Annotated in this window: 4 protein-coding genes; 3 read left to right on the top strand and 1 reads right to left on the bottom strand. The window is 71.3% G+C overall.

Features of this window, described 5'->3' with window-relative positions:
• Nucleotides 1–135: 135 nt before the first annotated feature.
• Genes KY572_RS24850 through KY572_RS24840 form a run of 3 tightly spaced genes read left to right on the top strand, consistent with a single transcriptional unit; the run spans nt 136 to nt 17,992 of the window.
• Nucleotides 136–7,542, top strand: coding sequence for a non-ribosomal peptide synthetase (locus tag KY572_RS24850; protein ID WP_224245441.1), 7,407 nt, complete (start codon nt 136–138; stop codon nt 7,540–7,542).
• A complete protein-coding gene (locus tag KY572_RS24845) occupies nt 7,532–12,598 on the top strand; it encodes a type I polyketide synthase (protein WP_224245440.1) in 5,067 nt (1,688 codons plus the stop codon). The genes KY572_RS24850 and KY572_RS24845 overlap by 11 nt, the downstream gene beginning before the upstream one ends.
• Nucleotides 12,599–12,652: 54 nt before the next feature.
• Nucleotides 12,653–17,992: a trifunctional serine/threonine-protein kinase/ATP-binding protein/sensor histidine kinase gene (locus KY572_RS24840; protein WP_224245439.1), complete on the top strand. Its 5,340-nt coding sequence runs from the start codon at nt 12,653–12,655 to the stop codon at nt 17,990–17,992.
• Between the two features lie 6 nt (nt 17,993–17,998).
• Here the strand turns inward: KY572_RS24840 and KY572_RS24835 are convergent, their stop codons facing one another.
• Nucleotides 17,999–23,413, bottom strand: a complete 5,415-nt coding sequence (locus tag KY572_RS24835; protein ID WP_224245438.1) for a patatin-like phospholipase family protein — start codon at nt 23,411–23,413, stop codon at nt 17,999–18,001.
• Nucleotides 23,414–23,428: the final 15 nt, after the last annotated feature.

Below are 23,428 nucleotides of genomic sequence, written 5' to 3'. Positions count from 1 at the left end.
CAGTGTAACGGCCAGGCTCGAGCCAGGCAGGCATGCTCGCCTGGGGAAGGGCCGGTGCGCCACCCCGAACCCACCAGGCCACGTGGGACCATGTGACTCCTAGAGTAGTCTGTCCTAGGCTCCCGCCCCCTACTCATGGACTCCGTGCTTTCCGGCCCACTGTCACCGTCCATTCCCCCCCTCGCTGAAGAATCGCCCCCGCACCTGCACGGGCTGTTCGAGGCGTGCGTCCGGCAGCACCCTGACGCGGTCGCGCTCGTGTCCGAGGAGGGGCAGCTCACCTACCGGGAGCTGGAGGCCCGAGCCAATCAGGTCGCCCATGCGCTGCAGGGGCTGGGCGTGGGGCCAGAGGTCCCCGTCGGGCTGTGCACGGGTCGCTCGCTGGAGAGCTTCGTGGGGCTGCTGGGCATCCTCAAGGCCGGTGGGGCCTACGTCCCACTCGACCCGGCCTACCCTCGACAGCGGCTCGGCTACATCCTCGAGGACGCCGCCGTCCCGGTGGTGCTCACCCACAGCGCGGTGGAGCCCGCGTTGCCCGACAGCCCCGCCCGGCGCTTGCGCCTGGACTCGAACCCCTCGCTGCTCACGCAGCCGACCTCGCGTCCCCCGTGCCGCGCCGGGCCGGACTCCCTGGCCTACCTGCTGTTCACCTCGGGCTCCACGGGCAGGCCCAAGGGGGTGCTGATCGCGCACCGCGGCATCGTCCAGCTCTCCGCGGCGCTCGCGCGTGCGCTGGGCCTGGGACCACCGGCTCGCGTCCTCCAGTACACCTCGCTCAACTTCGATCTCTCGGTGTCCGAGATGCTCATGGCGTGGGAGACCGGGGGCTCGCTCCACCTGGTGCCGCAGAACGCGCTCGTTCCCGGGCCGGCGCTCCTGGGGCTGCTGCGGGCTCGGGCCATCACCCACGCGGTGCTGCCTCCGTCGCTGCTGGCCGTCCTTCCCACGGAGGGGCTGTCCCACCTGCGGATGCTGCTGTCCGGAGGAGAGGCCTGCACGGCGCCTGTCGTCTCGCGCTGGAGCCCGGGTCGACGGCTGGTGAACGCGTATGGGCCCACCGAGGCCACCGTCTACGCCACCGTCTACGAGTGCTCCGCGGCGACGCCGTCCGATCGCCCTCCTCCCATTGGCCGGCCGCTCGACGGAGCGACGATCCATGTCCTGGATGAGGTCCTGCGCCCAGTGCCGGATGGCACGGTGGGGGAGCTGTTCATCGGCGGGAAGGGTGTGGCCCGCGGCTATCTCGGCCGCCCCGAGCTGACGGCCCAGCGGTTCGTCCCCCACCCCGCCACGGGCGAGCGGCTCTATCGGACCGGGGACCTGGTGCGCGTCCAGCCAGATGGGGACATCGAGTTCCTGGGCCGCAAGGACGACCAGCTCAAGATCCGCGGCTACCGCGTGGAGCCTGGCGAGGTGGAGGCCGTGCTGGCGCGACACCCGGTGGTGCAGGCCGTCACGGTGGTGGGTCGCGAGGACACGGCGGGCGAGAAGCGGCTGGTGGCCTACCTCGTCGTTCCTCCGGGGCGGTCCCCCGGACCCTCGGGGTGGCGGCAGTTCGCTCAGCGGGAGCTGCCCGAGTACATGGTCCCGGCGGCCTTCGTGGAGCTGTCGGCGCTGCCGGTGTCGCCGAACGGGAAGGTGGATCGCCGCGCCCTGCCTCCTCCGGGGAGGGAGCGCCCCGTGCTCGCGGCGCCCTTCCGGCCTCCGGAGACGCCTCTCCAGCGCGCCCTGGAGAGCCTCTGGAGTCAGGTGCTGGGCGTCGCTCCGGTGGGCCTGGATGACGGCTTCCTCGAGCTGGGTGGAGACTCGCTGCGGGCCACCTCCGTGGCGCTGCGGATCCGTGAAGCCCTCGGGCTGGAGGTGCCGCCCCTGGAGGTGCTCCAGGCCCAGACGCTGGGTCGGCTCGCCGAGCGCATCGAGGCTTCCCGAGAGCACGGGCCGGAGCTCCCTCCGCTCGTCCCAGCTGCGCGCCCCGAGGCGGTTCCGCTGTCCTTCGCCCAGCAGCGGCTCTGGTTCCTTCACCGGCTCGATCCCGGTGCTGACCCCTACAACATCCCGCTCACCGCGCGGCTGACGGGGCCGCTCGATGTCCCCACGCTGGCGCGGGCCCTTGGCGCGCTGCTGGAGCGGCACGAGGGCTTGCGGACCACGTTCCCACTCGGCGACTCCGGACCGGTTCAGCGCATCCTCCCTCCCGCCCCCGTTCCGCTGCCCGTGACCGAGCTTGGGAGCGTGCCCGAATCCCAGCGAGCCGAGCAGCTCGCCGCTCTGGCGCGAGAGGTGCTCGCGCGCCCCTTCCAGCTGGCCGAGGGTCCGCTGCTCCGAGCCCACCTGGTATCGATGGGCGCGACCGAGCACGCACTGCTCCTGGCCATCCACCACACCGTCTGCGACGGCGCCTCGCTGGATGTGCTGGCTCGGGATCTGACCGCCCTCTACGAGGGGCTGCTCGCGGGGGACTCCGCTCCCCTGCCCGCCCTGCCCGTCCAGTACGCCGACTACACGCTGTGGCAGCAGCAGTGGCTGGAGGGGGAGCGGCTCGCGCAGGGCCTCTCCTTCTGGAGACGAGCGCTGGAGGGGGCTCCTCGCTGGCTGGAGCTGCCCGTCGACAGACCGAGGCCCTCCTCGCCGACGTCACGCGGGGCGATGCGCGGCCTTCGCATCGCGCCCTCCACCACACGGGCCCTCGATGCGCTGGCACGCGCGGAGGGCTCCACCCTCTTCATGGCCCTTCAGGCGGCGCTGGGCGCGCTCCTTCACCGCTGCACGGGCAGCGAGGATCTGGTCGTGGGGGCCCCTGTCGCCGGCCGCAACCGGCGCGAGCTGGAGGGGCTCATCGGCTTCTTCGTGAACACGCTCGCGCTCCGGATCCAGCTCCATGGCGATCCCGGCTTCCGTGAGCTCCTCACGCGCGTCCGCGCCCACACCCTGGAGTGCTACGCCCACCAGGACGTTCCTTTCGAGAAGCTCGTGGAGGAACTGCGTCCAGACCGTGCCGCGGGCCACCAGCCCCTGTTCCAGGTCATGCTCGCGCTCCAGCGCCCGCCTCCCGAGGTTGCGACCCGAGGCGGCCTTCACGTGCGCATCTCGGAGACGGACATCGGGGTGGCTCCGTTCGAGCTCACCTGGAACTTCTGGGAGGACGCAGGCGGGCTCGAGGGCACGCTCCTCTACAACACGGACCTGTTCGAGGCGGAGACCGTCGAGCGGTTGATCTCGGACTTCCAGGCGCTGCTGGAAGAGGTCACCGCGGTCCCTGATCGTCCACTCTCTCGGTTGGAGCGCCCAGGGCGCTGGGGACTCCCCAAGGAGCTTCGCCCCTCCGAGGTAGAGGCCGCGCTGCTGGCGGATGCTTCCGTGGAAGACTGCGCGGTGCGCTTCCGGCGCCTGCCTGACGCACGCCCGCTGAGCGTCGCGTATGTCGTCCCCTCGGGTCATCGCCCGACCGGTGGGTTCCGAGCACCACCGCTCCCGGCTCACCTGACGCCCGACGTGTTCGTGCCCGTGGACACCCTGCCCCTCACCTCGCAGGGCCGGGTGGATGAGGACGCGCTGCAGCGCCTGCCAGTCCTGGAGGAGCCTCTCGCTCGGCAGTGGGAGGAGCAGCTCCGACAGAGACACGCGTTCGACACGGTGGAGGTGCACCTCACCCCTCCCTCGAGGCGCCGCGAGCATCTGCACCTCTCGCGGCTGGTGCCGGGCTTCCGACCCGGCAGGGCCCAGGAGGCCCAGGCAGCGGCTCAACCCACTCGCGCTGCTCCGGCGAACTCGCACTCAGGAGCCATGGCCTTCAGCGACGGCGGGCCGCTGGTGCTCCCCGACGAGGCACCCCGGACGCTCGTCGCGGCCCTTCTGCACGTTGCCGCCTCGTCCGGCCCGAGGGGCGTCACCTACGTCGGCGCGGATGGCTCGGTCCAACGGCAGCGCTACTCCGAGCTCCTTCAGGAGGCCCGGTGCGTGCTGGGCGGACTGCGTGCCCATGGGCTGAGCGCGGGAGATCGGGCCATCCTGCAGCTCGACTCCCTGCGCGACCTGTGCACCACCTTCTGGGCCTGCCTGCTGGGCGGCATCACGCCCGTCGTGGTCGCCGTGGCCCCCACCTATGAGACGCGCAACGCGGTGATCGACAAGCTGCATGGGGCGTGGGAGCTGCTCGACCGTCCCCGCATCATCGCCAGCACCCGCCTGCTCGCTCCGCTCCAGGGGCTGCCCAGGCTCCTGTCCATGCCGGAGCCCGTGCTCGTGCCGCTCGAGGCGCTGCGACACGCTCCTCCGGCGGAGCACCTCCACCCGGCGAAGCCCGAGGACGTCGCCTTCCTCCAGCTCAGCTCGGGCAGCACCGGCGTGCCCAAGTGCGTCCAGATCACCCACACGGGCGTCGCCCACCACACCCACGCGGTGGCTCGGGTCAACGGCTACGTGCCGCAGGACGTCTGCCTCAACTGGCTCCCGTTCGATCACGTGGGCCCGCTGTTGATGTACCACGCGCGCTGCACCTACCTGGGCCAGGAGCAGGTTCAGGTCGCCACCGAGTGGCTCCTCGCCGACCCGCTGCGCTGGTTGGACCTGATCGAGGCCCACGACGTGACGTTCAGCTGGTCCCCGAACTTTGGCTACAAGCTCGTCAGCGATGCGCTGCGGCGGGCCCCCGGGCGCACCTGGCGGCTGGACCGCCTGCGCCGCCTCTTCAACGCGGGCGAGCAGGTCACCCTGTCCGTCATCCGCGCGTTCCTCGAGGACGTGAGGCCCTTCGGCATCCAGCCCTCCGTGATGCAGCCCGGCTATGGCATGGCCGAGCTGTGCACCGTCGTCACTCACCGCGAGGGCTTCGACGTCGAGAGTGGCGGCCACCACGTGCTGAGCTCCAGCATCGGCGGCGCGCTGGAGCTGCAGGACTCCGAGAGCCCCTCCACGGTCACCTTCATCGACGTCGGGACGCCGTCGCCGGGCGTGCAGCTGCGCATCGTGGACGCGCAGAACCAGCTCCTCCCCGAGGCCGTGATCGGCCGAGTGCAGGCCCGAGGCGCCGTCGTCACCCCCGGCTACGTCCGAGGCCTCCACGCGCAGGCCTTCGTCGGCGATGGCTGGTTCGACACCGGGGACTCCGGCTTCCTCCTGGGCGGCCACCTCTCCATCACCGGACGCCAGAAGGAGATGATCATCGTCCGTGGCACCCACCTGTACTGCCACGACATCGAGGATCGCGTGTGCGGCGTGGAGGGCGTGGAGCTCGCCGCGACGTGCAGTGTGGACGCCCCCGCCCAGGGGACGGAGGGGTTCGCCGTCTTCTTCGTCCCTCGTGAGGGAGACATCGAGACGCACGTCCGCCTCGCCACGGAGATCCGGACGCGAGTGACCTCGAGCTTCGGAGCCGCACCGACCCACGTCATTCCCCTCACCCGCGAGCAGTTCCCTCGCACCACGAGCGGGAAGATCCAGCGAGTGGCGCTGAAGGAGGCGCTGGCGGCGGGCCGCTTCTCAGCGGTCCTCGAAGCGCTGGACATGCATCAGGGCAATGACAACACCCTGCCGGCCTGGTTCCATCGACGCGTGTGGCGCCCCCGAGCGCTGGGGCCCCTGGCCTCTCCTCGACGCGGGACCACCCTGCTCTTCGCGGACCCGCACGGACTTGGGGCACTGCTTGCCGAGGCCCTGCGCTCCTCCAGCGGGCGGTGCGTCCTGGTGGAGCCAGGCACCGGCTCGCAGCGGCTCGGGCCCGATGCCTTCCGCATCCGTCCGGACGACCCGGAGGCCCATGGCTGGCTGCTGGCCGCATTGGCCTCGGAGAGCGGCCCCCTCGCGCAGGTGTTGCATCTGTGGACCGTCGACGGGGAGCCACATGAGACCTCCGCCGAGCCCCGCCGACAGGGCGCGTGGAGCCTGCTGCTCCTGGCACAGGCGCTGGCTCGAAGTCCGCACGGCGGAGCGCCTCTGCGACTGCACGTCATCTCCCGTCACGCCCAGCCCACCGCTCCCGGAGAGGCGATCCACTGCGACAAGGCGCTGCTGCTCGGGCTGGCGCAGACGCTGCCCCAGGAGATGCCCTGGCTCGATGTCCGCCATCTGGACCTCGCGGGCGGTCCACCGGAGGAGCACCTCCCTCACGTACTGAGCGAGCTGCGGGCGGTGCGGCGCGAGCGCGAGGTGGCCTACCGCGGTGGCCAGCGGCTCGTGCCTCGACTGGAGCAGGTGGATCCGGGAGTCGGAGAGCGACGGCATCTTCCCTTCCGGGACGGTGGCACCTACCTGCTCACCGGCGGGCTCGGCGCCCTGGGCGTGGAGCTCTCGAGCCGGCTGCTGGAGACCTATCGCGCACGACTGCTCCTCATCGGTCGGACCGCCCTGTCCTCGCCCGAGGCGCTCGAACGCCGCCAGGCTTTCGCGGAGCTCGAGCGGCTGGCCGCGCGCACTGGTGGCCAGGTGCACTACGAGGCGGTGGAGGTCTCCGACGCGGAAGCCCTGCGACAGGTGGTGGCGCACGCCGAGGCTCGGTGGAACCAACCCCTCGAGGGAGTCCTCCACCTCGCGGGGGCCATCGTCGAGCAGGTGCTCGCGGAGGAGTCCCTGGAGCACTTCGCCTCGGTGCTCCGTCCCAAGGTGGAGGGGACGCTTGCCTTGGAGCGCATGCTCGAGGAGCGACCCGACGCCTTCCTCATCGGCTTCTCCTCGCTGAACAGCGCCTTCGGAGGCTTCTCCGTGGGCGCGTACTCCGCCGCGAACCGCTTCCTCGAGCACTTCCTCCACACCCGACGCGGCGTCACGGCAGCTCGGCGCGACTGCTTCGCCTGGAGCCGCTGGAAGGGGCTCGGCCCCGCACGTAGCGAGGAGCAGGAGCGGCTGGCGAGCGCCCGCGGCTACCAGGCCATCTCCCCCACCCGAGGATGGCTCTCGCTGCTCGCGGCCCTGGGACAGCCGACGGGAGAGCTCCTCATCGGGCTCGACCCCGATGCCCCCCAGGTCCGCGCGCGCACCGAGCCCGCCCTCCCCCGAGGGCTCCAGCTCACCGCCTTCCACACCTGCCCGCCAGGGAGAGAGCCACCACTCGAGACTCTCCCCGAGGTGCGGGACCGCTTCGGAACCCCGATCCCCCGAGTGCTCCGTCGGGTCGAGCAGCTCCCGAGAGATGGCGGAAGGGTGGACCTGGAAGCGCTCGCCTCGCTGGAGCCGGGAAGGAGCGGGGCCAGCACGGAGCGGGTTCCACCCCGGGACGAAGTGGAGCGAAAGGTCGCCGCCGTCTGGAAGCAGTACCTGGGGCTGGAGGAGGTCGGCGTGCTCGACAACTTCTTCGAGCTCGGCGGCCACTCGATTCTGCTGGCCCAGGTGCACCACAGGCTCGAGCAGCTCTTCGAGCGACGGCTGACCGGGCTGGAGCTCTTCCGGTATCCGACGGTGCGCGCCCTGGCCACGTACCTGTCCGGGAGCAGCGCACCGTCAGCTGAAGGCAACGCCATCGACGAGCGTGCCCAGAAGCAGCGCGCGGCTCGCGGACGCCACCGGCTCCGACACACGAGCGAGAACAGAAAGGACTCCGATGAGCAGTGAGAGGGGAATGGATGGGGCCGCGGACGCCATTGCCATCATCGGGATGGCCGGGCGCTTCCCGGGCGCACGTGACGTGGAGTCCCTGTGGCGGAGCCTGTGCGATGGCGTGGAGCTGATCACCCGTCTCCCGGACGCCAGTCTGGAGGACGCTGGAGTCGACGCGGCGGCGAGACAGCGGCCAGGCTACGTCCCCGCCCGTGGACTCATCGAGGGCGTGGACCTCTTCGATGCGTCCTTCTTCGGCTACAGCCCGAGGGAAGCCGAGCTCATCGATCCCCAGCAGCGCCTGTTCCTCGAGTGTGCCTGGGAGGCGCTGGAGAGCGCGGGCTACGATCCGGACCGCTTCCCGGGCCCGATCGGCCTCTTCGCGGGAGCAGGAGCCCCCGGCTACCTGCTGCACCACGTGGCGCCCACGATGGACACGCGGGAGCTGCTCGACGGGCTGGCCACCATCCTCGGCAATGACAAGGACCACCTGACGACCCGCGTCGCCTACAAGCTGAACCTGCGCGGCCCCGCCATCACCGTGCAGACGGCGTGCTCCACGTCGCTCGTGGCGGTCCAGCTCGCTTGCCAGTCGCTGCTCGACTTCCAGTGCGACATGGCCCTGGCCGGAGGCGTCTCCGTCGCCTTCCCCGTCGGCACGGGCTACCAGCCGCAAGAGGGGCACATCCTCTCGCCCGATGGACACTGCCGGGCCTTTGACGCGGCGGCTCGGGGCACCGTCCCGGCGGATGGCCTGGGTGTGGTCGTGCTCAAGCGACTGGAGGACGCACTGGCCGCGGGCGACTCCATCCGCGCGGTCATCCTCGCCGCCGCCGTCAACAACGACGGCTCCAAGAAGGTGGGCTACACCGCTCCCAGCATCGACGGGCAGGCCGAGGTCATCCAGACCGCGCTCGCCCTGGCGGGAGTGGACGCTCGCTCCATCTCGTACGTGGAGGCCCACGGGACGGGGACGGCGCTCGGTGATGCCATCGAGGTGGCGGCGCTGACGCAGGCCTTCCGGCGCTCGACGCGGGAGCACGGCTTCTGCGCCATCGGCTCGGTGAAGACGAACATCGGCCACCTCAACAACGCCGCGGGCGTGGCAGGCCTCATCAAGGCCACCCGAGCGCTGGAGAGCAGGCTCCTTCCTCCCAGCCTCCACTTCACCCAGCCCCACCCGAAGCTGAGCCTGGAGGAGAGCCCCTTCTTCGTCAACGCCACCCTGACTCCCTGGCGGGAAGGGCCCACTCCTCGGCGCGCGGGCGTCAGCTCATTTGCCATGGGCGGAACCAACGCCCACGTCATCCTCGAGGAAGCCCCGCCCCGGGAGTCCGGTGCTCCCGGCCGCTCCGCGGAGCTGCTGGTGCTCTCCGCGCGCACGCCCGAGGCGCTCGACAGCATGACGGCCCGGCTCCGGGCCCACCTGGAGGCCCATCCGGAGGAGAACCTCTCGGACGTGGCCTCCACGCTCCAGGAGGGGCGCCGCGCCTTCGCCCACCGCCGCGCCGTGGTGGCCCGGAACCTGGCGGACGCCACTCGAGCCCTGGAGACGCCCGCGCGGCGGTACGAGGGCACGGCTCCCGATGGCGGAAGGAGCGTCGCCTTCCTCTTCCCGGGCCAGGGCACCCAGCACCTGGGAATGGCGGAGGCGCTGTACCGGGAAGAGCCCCTCTTCCGGCAGGAGGTGGACCGATGCGCGCGGCTCCTCGAGCCCCACCTCGGTCTGGACCTGCGCGGCGTGCTCCATCCCGGCCGTCGCGGGCCCGAGGAGCAGCTGCGCCTGGAGCAGACGGCGCTGGCCCAGCCGGCGCTCTTCACCGTGGAGTACGCGCTCGCCCGCCTGTGGCTCTCTCACGGTGTCCGGCCCGCGGCGATGCTGGGCCACAGCCTCGGGGAATATGTCGCGGCCTGTCTGGCCGAGGTCTTCTCGCTGGAGGACGCTCTGAGGCTGGTGGCGCTCCGAGGCCGGCTGATGCAGCAGCTTCCCCCCGGAGCGATGCTGGCAGTGCCCATGGCGGAGACCGAGCTGGTGCCACTGCTGGGGCCGGAGCTGGCCCTGGCCGCGGTGAACGGCCCCGCGGCGTGCGTCGCGTCCGGGCCCGTGGAGGCCGTGGCGACGCTCGAAGCCCGACTCACCTCCCTCGGCAAGGTCTCGCGCAGGCTGCACACCTCGCATGCGTTCCACTCGGGGATGATGGAGCCCATCCTCGACACCTTCGCCCAGGAGGTTCGCCGGGTGCGCCGGAATGCGCCTCGCCTGCCGTACCTCTCCAACGTCACCGGCACCTGGGTGACGGAGGCGCAGGCCACCGATCCCGACTACTGGGCCCAGCACCTGCGCCAGCCCGTGCGCTTCGCCTCCGGACTGGCGGAGCTCTCCTCTCGGGACCATCTGCTCCTCGAGGTAGGACCGGGGCGCGTGCTGAGCGCGCTCGCCTCGCAGCAGCCCTCCCCTGGCGCGCGCGCGATTCCCAGCCTGCGCTCCTCCGCCGAGGACGAGCGCTCGGATCTGGAGGCGTGGCTCGCGGCGCTGGGGCAGCTCTGGGCCCAGGGCGCGCCGGTGGACTGGGCAGCCCACCACTCCGAGCGCAGACGCCTGCGCGTCACGCTGCCCACCTACCCGTTCGAGCGACACTCCCACTGGCTCGGACGCACGCCCGCGCCGCTCCGCACCGAGGCTTCCGCATCCGAGCGCCCCCTCGAAGACGTGGAGCAGGAGCTGCACCGCACGCTGGCCATCCGCCCCGTGCGGAGCTACCCGGGACTGAAGGAGGGCCTCGAAGCCTTCTGCTCCAGTCTCGTCTGCGAGTACCTCCGGACGGCGGGCGTGGAGACTCGGCGTGGCGCGACCCACACGCGAAGTGCCTTGGTGCGACAGCTCGGCGTCCAGCCTCGCTTCGAGCGGCTCTTCGACGCCCTGCTGGCAAGCCTGGCCGAGGACGGCCTCGTGCGTATCTCGGGAGAGCAGCTCGTCTTCCAGCGCGACGCCGCGGGGCTCGAGCCCTCGAGCACGCTGCGCCAGCGGCTGGACACGGCACACCCCCAGTTCCGCGGCCTGTTCGACTTCGTGGAGCACTGCCTGCGCGGCTATCCCCAGGCGCTGAACGGACAGGTGGAGGCCATCAGCCTGCTGTTCCCGAATGGGAGCCCCGCGTTCGTGCAGGACTGCAACGCGCGAACGGCCGAGCACGGGCAGATGCGCCTCTACAACCTGCTCCTGGGAGAGGCCACGCGCCGCATCGCCGCCACCGCCCGAGGCCGCCGCTTGCGCGTCCTCGAGGTGGGCGGAGGCCAGGGGCTGCTGACCTGGCCGCTCGTCACCGCGCTCCAGGCGCACGACTTCGAGTACTGCTTCACGGATCTCGGCAAGGTCTTCGTCGACGACGCCCGGACAGAGGCTGCCCGGCGCGGCCTGGACGCGCGGATGCGCTTCGGCGTCTTCGACATCGCCCAGGAGCCGGGCCCGCAGGGCTACGCCGAGCAGGGCTTCGACCTCATCGTCGCCTGCAACGTCGTCCACGCCACGAAGGACGTGTCACGCACGCTGCGCCACCTCCAGAGGCTGCTCGCTCCGGGAGGAACACTCGGGCTGGTGGAGGCGCTCCGCACGCCCCGCTGGGAGGTCCTCTCCTGGGGGCTGGCGGAGGGCTGGTGGTACTACGATGACGCCTTCCGGAAGGACTCGCCCCTGCTCCCGCTCCCCGTGTGGAAGCAGGCCCTGGCCGAGGCCGGCTTCGACACCATCGAGCTCTTCCCCCGAGCCGGGAGCGCCCATGAGGAGTCGGACCACGGGCTCATCCTCGCCCGGCGGCCCACGGTCGCCTCCGTCGCGCCTCGCATCGCGGTCACCTCCCCTCTGCCTCTCTCCAGCCCTGGCGCCCACCCGAACCCTCGCGTCACCGGCCGCCGTGCTCCCCGCCCTCCGCTGAGCAGTGCGTACGTCGCGCCTCGAAACGAGCTGGAGCGCCGCATCGCCTCGGTCTGCGAGGAGCTCTTCGGAACGGAGCCCATTGGCGTCCAGGACGACTTCTTCGCGCTGGGCGGAGACTCCCTGGTGATGCTGCGCCTCACGGATCGGCTCCAGCGGGAGCTGGGCCTCCAGGTCCCCCCGGGCCTCGCCTTCCGGGGCACCACCGTCGAGCGGATGGCCCAGGCCCTCCAGGGCCCTCCCGAGCCGGAGACGACCTCCCCCCTCATCGCCCTCCAGCCCCACGGCTCCAAGCCTCCGCTCTACTTCGTCCACCCCGCCGCGGGAGCGGTCTTCCCGTACGTCGAGCTGGCCCGACGGCTCGGAGCCGATCAGCCCTTCTACGGGCTCCAGGCGCACGGGCTGGACGGAGAGTCCGCGCCGGACGAGCGCGTCGAGGACATGGCCCGGCGCTACATCGAGGCCATCCGCCGCGTCCAGCCGCGAGGGCCCTACTACCTCGGAGGCCACTCCTTCGGCTGCCTCGTCTCCTTCGAGATGGCCCAGCAGCTCACCGCCTCAGGACAGGAGGTACGACTGCTGGCCCTCGTGGACGAGCCGGCGCCGCTGCCTGGCCACCGCCCCTCACCCTCGCAGATGGCGTACTTCTTCGCCTCGGGCGTCTCGCGGTCGATCTGGCCCCACCTGCTCGACTACCTCTACCTGGTGCACGGGAGCGCTGAGCGACGGGCCCCAGCGCCCGGCTTGCTGGGACGACTGCTGCGCGAGCGGCGACCGCTGGAGACGTTCCTGGCCCGGTCCGCGCTGGCGAACTTCGTCCCGGACGAGGCGCTCAGGATGGCCCTGCGCCAGCCCGCCATGCGGGCCTTGTTCCGGCTCTTCCTCATCCACGTCCGGGAGACGTTCGCCTACGAGCCTCGCGCCTACCCGCACAAGGTGACGCTCTTCTCCTCCGAAGAGGTGCGCCAACGCCGGGGGGGCCGAGAGCAGACCATGGGCTGGGGCAAGCTCGCCGCCGGAGGCGTGGATGTCCACGAGATCCCCGGCGATCACCTGTCCCTGCTCAAGCCACCCTATGTGGAGGTCCTCGCCGCCAGGCTGGCCGCCTGTGTCGAGCGCGCCCGGGAGGCCCGGGACTGAGCGCCTGCCGTCCAATTCGGCACCGCGCCCCGGGCTGCTAATCTCCGAGGGCGCATGGACTCCACTCCCGGCTTCACGAACCTCCAGCCCCTGCTCGAGGAGCGCAACCATGTCCTCCTGAGAGCCTGTCGGGGGGAGCGCTCCTTCCTGCTCCGGATGCCTCGAGAGGGGAGCCCCACTCCCGAGGAGCATGCCCGCCTGCGCTACGGCTACGAGCTCAGCGCCAGCCTGGACCTGCCGGGAGTCGCCAGGGTCGTCGAGCTGCTCCGGAGCGGAAGCAAGCTGTGCCTGGTGATGGAGGACTTCGGAGGCCAGCCGCTGCGCACCCTGCTCCAGGCGGGAGGCCTGCCGCCGCGCCAGGTGATGGACATCGCCCTGAGGCTGGCCCGCGTGGTGGGCGAGCTGCACCAGCGCCGCATCATCCACAAGCACATCACCCCCTCCAACATCCTGCTCCACCCGGAGACGGGAGAGGTGCGGCTCGCGAACTTCGACCTGGCCTCGCGGCTGAGCTCCGAGGCCCCCAGCTACACCTCCCAGGCCATCCTCCATGGAGACCTGGCGTACATCTCCCCCGAGCAGACGGGACGGATGAACCGGGCGGTGGACTACCGCACCGACTTCTATTCGCTCGGCATCACCCTGTACGAGCTGCTGACGGGCCGTCCCCCCTTCAGCGGCACCGACGCCACCGCGCTGGTGTACAGCCACCTCGCCGTCGAGCCGCCTGCCCCCCACCAGCTCCGCCCGGAGGTGCCGCAGGCGCTCTCGGCCGTGGTGCTCAAGCTGCTCGCCAAGAACGCCGAGGAGCGCTACCAGAGCGCCTACGGCCTGTCGGCGGACCTCCGGCTCTGCCGCGATCAGCTCGGCGTGCCCGATCCGCTCACCCCGAGCATCCTGCCGGGCCAGCGGGATGTCTCCGCCTCCTTCCACCTCTCCCAGAAGCTCTATGGCCGGGAGCAGGATGCCGCCCAGCTCGCGGCGGCCTTCAACCGCGTCAGCCAGGGCGGTCAGGCCGAGCTGCTGCTGGTGACCGGCTACTCCGGCATCGGAAAGTCCTCGCTGGTGAACGAGGTCCACCGGCCGCTGGTGCGCCAGCGCGGCTACTTCGGGTCCGGCAAGTTCGAGCAGTTCCTCACCTCTCCGTACGCCGCCTGGATCCAGGCCTTCGATGGCCTCGTCCGGCAGATCCTCTCCGAGGACGAGCAGCGCATCGCCACCTGGAAGGCGGAGCTGCAGGCCGCGCTCGGGCCGAACGGCCGCGTGGTGACGGACGTCGTACCCCAGATCGAGCTCATCATCGGCCCGCGGCCGCCCGTCCCCGCGCTGGGCGCCATCGAGTCCCAGAACCGGTTCAACCTCGTGTTCCAGCGGCTCGTGGGCGCCTTCGCGCTGCCGCAGCACCCGCTGGTCCTCTTCCTGGATGATCTGCAGTGGGCGGACGCGGCCTCGCTCGGCCTGCTCCAGCGCATCCTGTCGGATCCCAGCTATCGGCACCTGCTGGTGATCGGCGCCTACCGGGACAACGAGGTCCGCGCCGGACACCCGCTGCTGGCCACCTTGAAGGAGCTGCGGCAGTCCTCACCTGTCTCCGAGATCTCCCTGCGCCCCCTGGGGCTTGAGAGCGTGACGCAGCTGCTGGAGGACACCCTCGACCGGGCGGGAGACCCCGCCGTGGCGGAGCTGGCCGCGCTGGTCTTCCAGAAGACGCAGGGCAACCCCTTCTTCGTGAGCCAGTTCGTCACCACGCTGCACGAGCGCGGCTACATCACCTTCGATCCGGAGCTGGGCCGCTGGCGCTGGGAGCTGGAGCGCATCCGCGGCATGGGCATCACCGACAACGTGGCGGTCCTCATGGCCGAGCGCCTCGCCGCGCTGCCCCCCGCCACCCAGGAGGCGCTCAAGCACGCCGCGTGCGTGGGCAGCACCTTCAACCTGGAGGTCATCTCCATCATCAACGGGCGCAGCCCCCGGGAAGCCGCGGCCGACCTCTGGGAGGCCATCCAGCTGGGGCTGCTGCTGCCCATCGGAGATGCGTACAAGTACGTCCAGAGCCAGGGCACGGAGGCGGCCGCGGTGGAGCCCTCGCAGGTCCGCTACGAGTTCCTGCACGACCGCGTCCAGGAGGCCGCCTACTCGCTGAGCTCCGAGGACGCGCGCAAGCGCCTCCACCTGCGCATTGGCCGGCTGCTGCTGGAGCAGACTCCGGAGGCCCAGCGCGACGCGCACATCTTCGAGATCGTCCACCAGCTCGATCTGGCCACCGAGCTGATCGACAGCCCCGAGGAGCGCGAGCGGCTGGCGCGGCTCAACCTGGTGGCGGGCCTGCGTGCCAAGCGCTCCTCCGCATATAAGGAAGCGCTGCGCTACCTGCAGGTGGGCACCTCGCTGCTCCGCGAGGACTGCTGGGAGCGCCAGTACGAGCTGGCCCTCGAGCTCCATCGCCACGGCTCGGAGTGCCTCAACCAGCTGGGCCGCTACGACGACGCGGAGCAGGAGTTCCAGCTCATCCTCCGCCAGGCCCGCTCCGTCGAGGAGAAGACGGAGATCCACGTCCTCATGCTGGACACGTACGTGAGCCGGGGCCAGTACCTCCAGGCCATCCAGCCCGCGCGGCTGGCGCTGCGAGAGCTGGGCATCGAGCTGCCCGAGGGCCCCGAGGCCTCCGCCGCGGCGATTGCCCACGAGCGCCAGCGGCTGGAAGAGAACCTCTCGCAGCGCTCCATCGCCAGCCTCGCGGACCTGCCGGAGACGACGAACCCCCGGGAGCGGGCACGCATCCTGCTCATCTCCCGCGCGCTCAGCTACGCGGCCTACGTCTACCCGGACCTGTTCCAGGTGCTCTCGATGCTGACGGTGAACCGGGCCATCGAGCACGGACATGGCCCCGGCTCGGGCACCGCGTACGCGCTCTATGCCATCGGCCTGGCCTCGGGCGGGGACTACCAGCGGGCGTTCGAGTTCGGCCAGCTGGCCATGAAGCTGGGCGAGCGCTACGACCCGCTGGGCGAGCGGCCGATGATCCGCTACCTGTTCGCCACGTTCCAGAACTCGTGGTGCCGGCCCGTCGAGACGAGCATGCGCATCCTCGAGCAGGGCTTCCAGGCCTCGCTGGAGAGCGGCATGTTCTTCTGGGCCGGGCTGTGCTCCATGCAGCTGGGCATCTCGGGTCAGCTCGGCGGCGAGGACCTGGGGGTGCAGCTGGCCCGGCTCCAGTGGCACGTCGACTTCTACAGCCGCGGCGGCAGCCAGTTCCACCAGTCCATCTGCCAGGTGGCCGCGTCCATGCACTCCATCCTCCGGCTCGTGCATGGCGCCATTCCCCCGGGCAGCCCGCAGTACCTGAACGAGGCCTACCTGCTCCAGAACCTGCAGAACCCCACGGTGGCCGCGGGCTTCGCCGTCCTCCTGCTACGCCTGGGGTACCTGCTGGAGCTGCCGAACCAGCGCGAGCTGCTCGCCCGGGCGGAGCCCCAGGTCGCCATGATCCAGGGCTGGGTGTCCCGGGCCGAGCTGACCCTGTACCAGGGGCTGGTGCTGGCGGCGCGGCACGCCTCGGCGGACGCGGAGGAGCGCGCCCGGATCGAGCGGACGATGGATGCGAACCTGGAGTCGCTCCAGAGCCTGAGCACGCTGTGCCCGGAGAACTTCCTCCAGAAGCACCGGCTCCTGGCCGCCGAGCGGGCCCGCCTGGCCGGCCGCGAGCTGGAGGCCCTGGCGCTGTATGACGAGGCCATCACCGCCGCGGTCAAGCACGGCATCCCCCACGAGGAGGCGCTGGCCAACGAGCTGGCGGCCCGCTTCCACCTGGCCCGAGGGCGGCAGCGCGCGGCGAAGGGCTACCTGGAGGAGGCTCGCGGGGCCTATGGCCGCTGGGGAGCCCGCGCCAAGGTGGCCGCGCTCGAGCGGCAGTTCCCCAACCTGCTGCGCTCGTCCGCCTCCATGGGGGGCGAGAGCGGCACGAGCCTGGAGGGGCTGGACCTCGCCGCGGTGCTCAAGGCCACGCAGGCCATCTCGGGAGAGATCGTCCTCTCCGAGCTGCTCCAGAAGCTGATGGGCACCATCCTGGAGAACGCGGGCGCCCAGCGGGGCCTGCTCCTGCTCAAGGGGGATGTGCCGCTGACCGTGGAGGCTCGCCTGCACGAGGGAACGCGGGCGGAGGTGCAGGTGCATGACTCGACCGCCCGGGCGCTGGAGCAGGCGCCGGAGACGATCCTGCGCTACGTGGAGCGGACGCGGGAGCGGGTCGTCTTGAGCGAGGCCACGCCCCGGAGCGCGTTCCAGGGTGACACGTACCTCGAGCGCCAGCGGCCCCGGTCGGTCCTCTGCATGCCGGTGCTGAAGCAGAAGCAGCTGGTGGGCACGCTGTACCTGGAGAACCAGCTGGTGGCGGATGCATTCACCCCGGAGCGCCGCAAGGTGCTGGAGCTGCTGTCCGCGCAGGCCGCCATCTCCCTGGAGAACGCGCGCCTCTACGACACCCTGGACCAGCGCGTCCGCGAGCGCACGCGAGAGCTGCGCGCGAGCAACGACGAGCTGGCCCAGACGCTGCAGCAGCTCAAGCAGACGCAGGCGCAGCTGGTGATGAAGGAGAAGCTCGCCTCGCTCGGCGTGCTCACCTCGGGCGTTGCCCACGAGATCCGCAACCCCCTCAACTTCATCAGCAGCTTCTCCCTCTTCAGCCTGCAGCTGACGGAGGAGCTGGCCACGCTGTCCAACTCGCAGCGGACGCGGCTCGAGCCGAAGAGGGCCGACGAGCTCGACCGCCTCATCGGCCACCTGCGGCAGAGCGTGCAGAAGATCGACGAGCACGGCAAGCGCGTGGACGCCATCGTGCGCTCGATGCTCGACCTGTCCCGCACCAGCACTACCTCCGAGCAGGTCCTGGTCCCGCTGAACGATCTGATCAAGGAGTACGTGCACCTGGCCTACAGCGGACTCCGGGCGCAGCAGCTGTCCTTCCACGCGGAGATCGAGACGCGCTTCGATCCGGCGCTCCAGCCTGTCGAGGCCATGCCCCAGGAGCTGGGCCGCGTCATCCTCAACCTGGTGAACAACGCCTGCTACGCGGTGGACGAGCGCCGCAAGAAGCAGGGCCCCGACTTCGTCCCCACCGTCCAGGTGTCCACCCGGGAGCTCGGAGACCAGGTGGAGATCCGCGTGCGCGACAACGGGATGGGCATTCCGGCGGCGCTCCAGGACAAGATCTTCAACCCGTTCTTCACCACCAAGCCCGCGGGCCAGGGCACCGGACTCGGGCTGTCCATCAGCCACGAGATCATCGTCCAGGGGCATGGCGGAAAGCTGGAGGTCGACTCCGTGGAGGGGAACTACACGGAGTTCCGCATCACCCTCCCCCGGCGCGCGCGGCGCTCGGGAGCCCTGGCGACCTGAGCCCCCTCAGCCTTCCTGGGGCCTGGGCCAGCTCGGGCGCCACAGCCCGGCCTCCGCCATGTAGTCGGACCACTCCCGCGGGGTCAGCGCCAGCCGCCCGGGGATCTCGGCCACTCGCCGCCGCAGCTCGCCGGGATCGATGGGATGGACGAGCACCCGGTTCGCGCCCGCCGCGATGACGAACCGGCCGTCCGGACTGATCGACAGCGCGCGGACCTCTCCGGTGTGCCCCTCCAGCCTCCGGGTCACGCTCCAGCTCCAGGTCTCGGAGCCAGCCTCCCCCTCCTTCCTCGCGCGGGGGAGCCACTCCCAGATGAGCACCTGGCCGTCGGCGCCTCCCGAGGCCAGGTACCGCCCCCGAGGCTCCCAGGCGAGCGCGCAGACCTTGGTCCTCCGCGAGTCCGCTTCGCTGGCGGGCTCGAGCTGGAGCGTGCCGTCCAGCACCTGGGCGCTCCAGACATGCACGCCCTGCGTGTCCCCCGTCGCGAGCCACTGGCCCTCCGGGCACCAGGCCGCCGCGGTGACGCCGCCCTGGTGCGGAAGCATGAGCGGCTCCTCGGTGGGCTTCTTCAGCGGCTCGCCGCTCCGGGCGTCGAACAGCGACGCCTTCCCGTTGTTGCACGCCGTGACGAGGAAGCGCCCCTGGGGCTCATAGGCCAGCGCCCACACGCCATCGCGCTCGCTCGGATCGCCGGGGTACGTCAGCGGGAGCAGCGGCTGGAGGGTCTGCGCGTCGTGCACCGCCGCCCCATCGGGCTGCCAGCAGGACACCGCGAGGCGCGCCCGCTTCGACTCGCCCCCCGACAGGCGGGGCTCCCACGCCACGGCATGAAAGTCGTGGGCCTGGCGGTACTCGCCGAGCCAGCGGCCGGTCTCGACATCCCAGACCGCGACGCCCCGGGTGAACTTCACGGCCAGCAGCCGGCTGTCCGGGCTGAACGCCAGCTGGACGCCGACGAGCGGGCTCGGGGTGTCATGGAGCCGCGAGGCCTGGAACGCAGGCGCCTCGCGGGCCTTCCAGTCCTGGGTCCGGAAGAGCACGGGCTGTGCCTCTCCGTAGCGGATGGCGGCGACCCAGCGTCCATCCGGGCTCCATGAAGCCCAGGCCTGACCCTTCGCCTTGGGGAGCAGCTGGCTCACCCGCTGCCCCGTGCTCGGGCTCCACACACAGACCGAGCCATCCTCGCTGGCCGACAGGGCCCACTCCGCCTGGCTCGGGTGGCAGGCCGCGACGCTCACCGCCTGCTCGTGCTCCGTGAACGACACCTGCGCGCAGGCGGTGGTCCGCCACTCTCGCAGGGTGCCGTTGACCGAGCCCGTCAGGAGGACGGAGTCCTGTCCGGGCCTCCACGCAGCCTGGGTGATGACGGAGAGGTGCCCGTAGAGGCTCATCTCCAGCTCGCCCGTGAGGGCCTGCCAGACGACGCAGCGGGTGTCCTGGTCCCAGGTGGCCACGCGCTTGCTGTCCGGGTGCCACCGGGCTCCGGCGATGAGGCTGCCGCTCATGCGCAGGATCATCATGAAGCGACCGGTGTTCGCCTCCCAGATGCGCGCCGCTCCGTCCTCGCCCGTGGTCATGAGCCAGCGACCATCGGGGGACCACGCCACCTCGATGACAGGCCCGCGATGCCCGTCGCACACGAAGCACAGCAGTCCGGCCCGGGTGAAGACACGCGCACCCTGCTCGGTGGCCACGGCGATCCGATCTCCTCCTCGGTGCCACGCCACCTGGGACACCGAGCCCAGCTCCGTGGCGAGCACCTTGCGCGGCACCTCTCCACGGCCCAGGCCCTCCCACAGGCTGACCGAGCCATCCGCCGCTCCCGAGGCCACGCGGTTCCCGTCGGGGCTCCAGGCCGCGCACCGCACCGAGGCGGAGTGGGACAGGGTGCTGGTGGGCGTCCAGGAGCCGTCCGGCTGCACGCTCCACACGGAGAGCTTCTTGTCGTTCGGGCCCGTCCCGAGCAGCCGCTCCGAGCGCGGAGAGAACTGGACACCGTACGGATCCCAGCTGCCCACCTCGAGGATGGCGAGCTGCCGCCAGCCCTTCTCTCCCTCCGCCCGCTGGTGGATCCGGATGCGGCGATCACGCCCGGCGCTCGCGATGAGCTGACCGTTGGGAGACCACGCCAGGCCGCGAATCCCGGGGTCCGAGCCGCCAATGTGCTCGATCTGGTGCAGCGGCTGTGGCCGCGGATGGAGCGCATCCCAGATCCGCACGAAGCCGTCCTCGCAGCCGGTGGCGACGAGTCGGCCATCCGGGCTGTACTCGAGGTGGGTGACGTCCAGGGTGCCCGCGCTCCACTCGGAGGTGCACCAGCCGCGACGCGCGAGCGCCAGGCGGAGCACGCGATCCGTCTCCGGCCCCGGGTCCAGCTCCGCGGCCTCGATCGCGAGCAACCTGCCCAGCTCGAGATCGCCCCGGGAGCACTGGGTCGACGCGGCCAGGGTCAGCGTCCGCGACAGCGCGCGAGTCTCCGCCCGCTTCCGCAGGAGCTGCTCCTGCTCGAGCCGCTCCTCCAGCTCCGCGCGCTCCTCGGGAGGCCGGAGCTCGGGGCTGATCTCGAACGAGATGGAGTCCTCGCCCTGGGCGCCCTCCTCGCGCAGCTCCGTGGCCGTGACGCCCCGCCTCCGGAGGTACTCACACAGCGTCCTGGCGCGCTGCCGGCCCAGCGCCTCCGCCTCGGCGGTGACCCGGACGGTGACGGCCTTCAGCTCCAGGTGCGCCCTCAGGAACTTCGCGATCTCGTCCAGCGCCGAGGAGGAGCGCGGCGTGAGGTCCGCGGCGCCCTCGAAGCCCACCCAGCCGTAGTAGACGAGCGTCTTCTCGTCCGGGCCGAGGTGCACCGCGGCGGGTGGATGCCTCAGCAGGCGCCGGAGCGCGCTCTGGGCCTCCGCCACGGCCTGCTGCACCTGAAGCGTCTCTCCCTCCCGCTCCACCGCCTCCCCGCTGCCCTGCAGCAGCTTCCCCCGCTTCCGATCCTGGGAGACGGAGCGGTACATGACGTCCGCGCTCCTGGCCTGGGACTCCCCGAGCCCCCGGAAGAACATGGGCACCATGCGCAGCAGATCCTCCGCTCGGAGCAGGGGGTTGCTCTCGAGGAAGAAGCGGGACAGGGGGATGCGGCCCGGCTTGCGCTGAGGCCGGCGGCGGACGTTGGGGATGCAGTTGGAGGCGATCACCACCCCGACGCCCTCCTGCCGCACCACGTTGATCGGGACGTTGGCCACCACGCCGCCATCGATGTAGCGGCTGCCGCCGATGATCGTCGGGCCCATGGGGGGCAGCGAGCCGCTCGCGCGAACGCCTCGGGCGTACGTGCCGTGCCGCACGTCCCACTCGACGCCCAGGTCCGCGTCGGTGACCACCGGGATGAAGACGATCTCCGTCTCGTCCAGCTGGACGAAGCCCAGATCGTAGAGCAGCAGCCACTCGAAGACCGCGCTCGTGAGGAAGTAGGTGCCCATCAGCAGCAGGATGGGGTTGATGCGCTTCGTGAAGAGCTCCAGCCCCGCCTCGTCCCGCGTCGCGAAGTAGGCGCCCACGGTGGAGCCCACGCTGGAGCCCGCGATGACGTCGATGGGCACCCCCTGCGCGAGCAGCCCCCGGATGAGCGGCAGGTGCTCCGAGCCGTACATGCCTCCGCCCCCGAGCGCCAGCCCGATGCGGCGGCCGGTGATGCCCCGCGCCCACCGATCGATGCTCGCCATGGCCGACTCCTTGTCGGAGCCGCCGAGCGCGAGCGCCTCGAAGGACTGGGGCTCCTGGGTGGAGTCCCACTGCCTCAGGGCCTGGACCAGGGGCTTCCCGAGCCGGACCCGGACGGTGCCCGCGGGCCAGTGGCTGGAGGGCACCTCCCGGGGCTTGATCGCGTCGAGCACCACCCCGAGCCGCTCTCGCGCGGTCGCCTTGAGCCCGTCCAGCGCATGCCTCACCCGGGAGAGCGCCAGGGCCGTCCCGCCGCCATCGCCCTGCTTCACCAGCGAGTCGATCGGCTCCTGCTGGAGGAGCAGCGCCGTGCGCACCACGCCGATCCTCGACGCCAGCAGCTCGAGCGGCGGCTCCACGTCCGGCCTCGCCAGCAGGTGCACCAGCTTGAAACGCAAGTCCTTGGACGTCCGCAGCATCTCGAGAAGGTCCACGTCTCCCTCCTCGGCCTCGTCGATGGCGCAGATGTCCACCAGCGTGACGTCCGGCTGCTCCGGCACCTCGCGGCTCGCGAGCAGGCCCTGGATGCGCCGCCCCACGTCCTCCGTGTTGCTGGAGAGCACCACATCCTGGTGCTCGATCCAGGAGGGCTCGAGCTCCTCGCGCTGGCCCTCGCCCAGTCCGACGGGCCGCGGCCTCACGGACCAGCGCCGCGAGGCCTCGGGTGAGCCGGGAGGCATGACGTGGAGCACCAGCACCCGGTCGCAGAGCCTGAGCGCCAGCCGCTCGGCCAGCAGATCCGCCATGCCCCGCAGCACCCGCTCATCCCGGTACTCCTCGGGCAGGGACGGATCCGCGTACAGGACGAACACCCCGTTGCCGGCGGCGGAGCTCCTCGCGTGGCTCGGGTCGATCTCCTCGTTGACGTTGCGCGCGACAGCCGAGCGGAAGTCCGGATCCTGCTTGAAGAGCTCCCAGAAGGTCTCCGCCTTCAGCCGGATCATCCGCGCCGCGCCCGAGGACGACACGCTGAACTCCATGGGATGGCCGCGGACCAGCTCCGCCAGGCCCACCACCGCGGGCGCGTCCTCCCGCATCCGGTGCGTCCCCGAGCGCCGGAAGTCGAACGAGCCCTCCAGCGCCACGTAGAACGCCGGGACAGGCTGGCCCTGCTCCAGCAGCTCCAGCGGAGGCTGGCCCTCGATGATCTCGGCCCCGTCGAGCAGGCGCTGGAGCGTCCGCGCGGGGATGGAGGCCAGCTCCGGCAGCGTGGACAGCGTCTCCACGAGGACGGGCGCGAGCTCCTGGAGCCGGACCGCCCGCGCCAGCGACATGAACAGCGCGTTGGGCTGGCCTGCCGTCGTGAAGATCTCCTGGAAGTGCTCCGAGGCCAGCTCGAGCACCGTGGTCCGCTCCTGGGCGATCACCACGGGCCCCGCGCTCGCTCCCCCTCCGCGCCCCTGGATGCCGGCCACCACGGCGTCCCCACCCAGCAGCGACAGCGGACCGTATTGACGCTGGCGCTCCCTGGCCGAGGACGTCACCAGGACACGCCCCCAGAGCACCACGCGGAACACGCCCGGCCCCGAGCGGAGCTCCTCTCCGGGCGCGTACCGGCGGATCTCGAACCGGCTCGCGATCTCCTCGCTCAGGTTCTCATCGAGATCCGTCGAGGTGATGAGCAGCTCCAGCTTGAGCCTGGGGCTGACCTCTTGAGCCACCGGGTCCGGTGACGGGCGAACCCCCTCGTATGCGTGCCTCGGCGTAGCCATATGTTGGCTTGAATA

Source organism: Hyalangium gracile, assembly GCF_020103725.1.
In the GTDB taxonomy this organism is placed as follows: domain Bacteria; phylum Myxococcota; class Myxococcia; order Myxococcales; family Myxococcaceae; genus Hyalangium; species Hyalangium gracile.
This window is presented reverse-complemented; position numbering and strand designations above follow the sequence as displayed.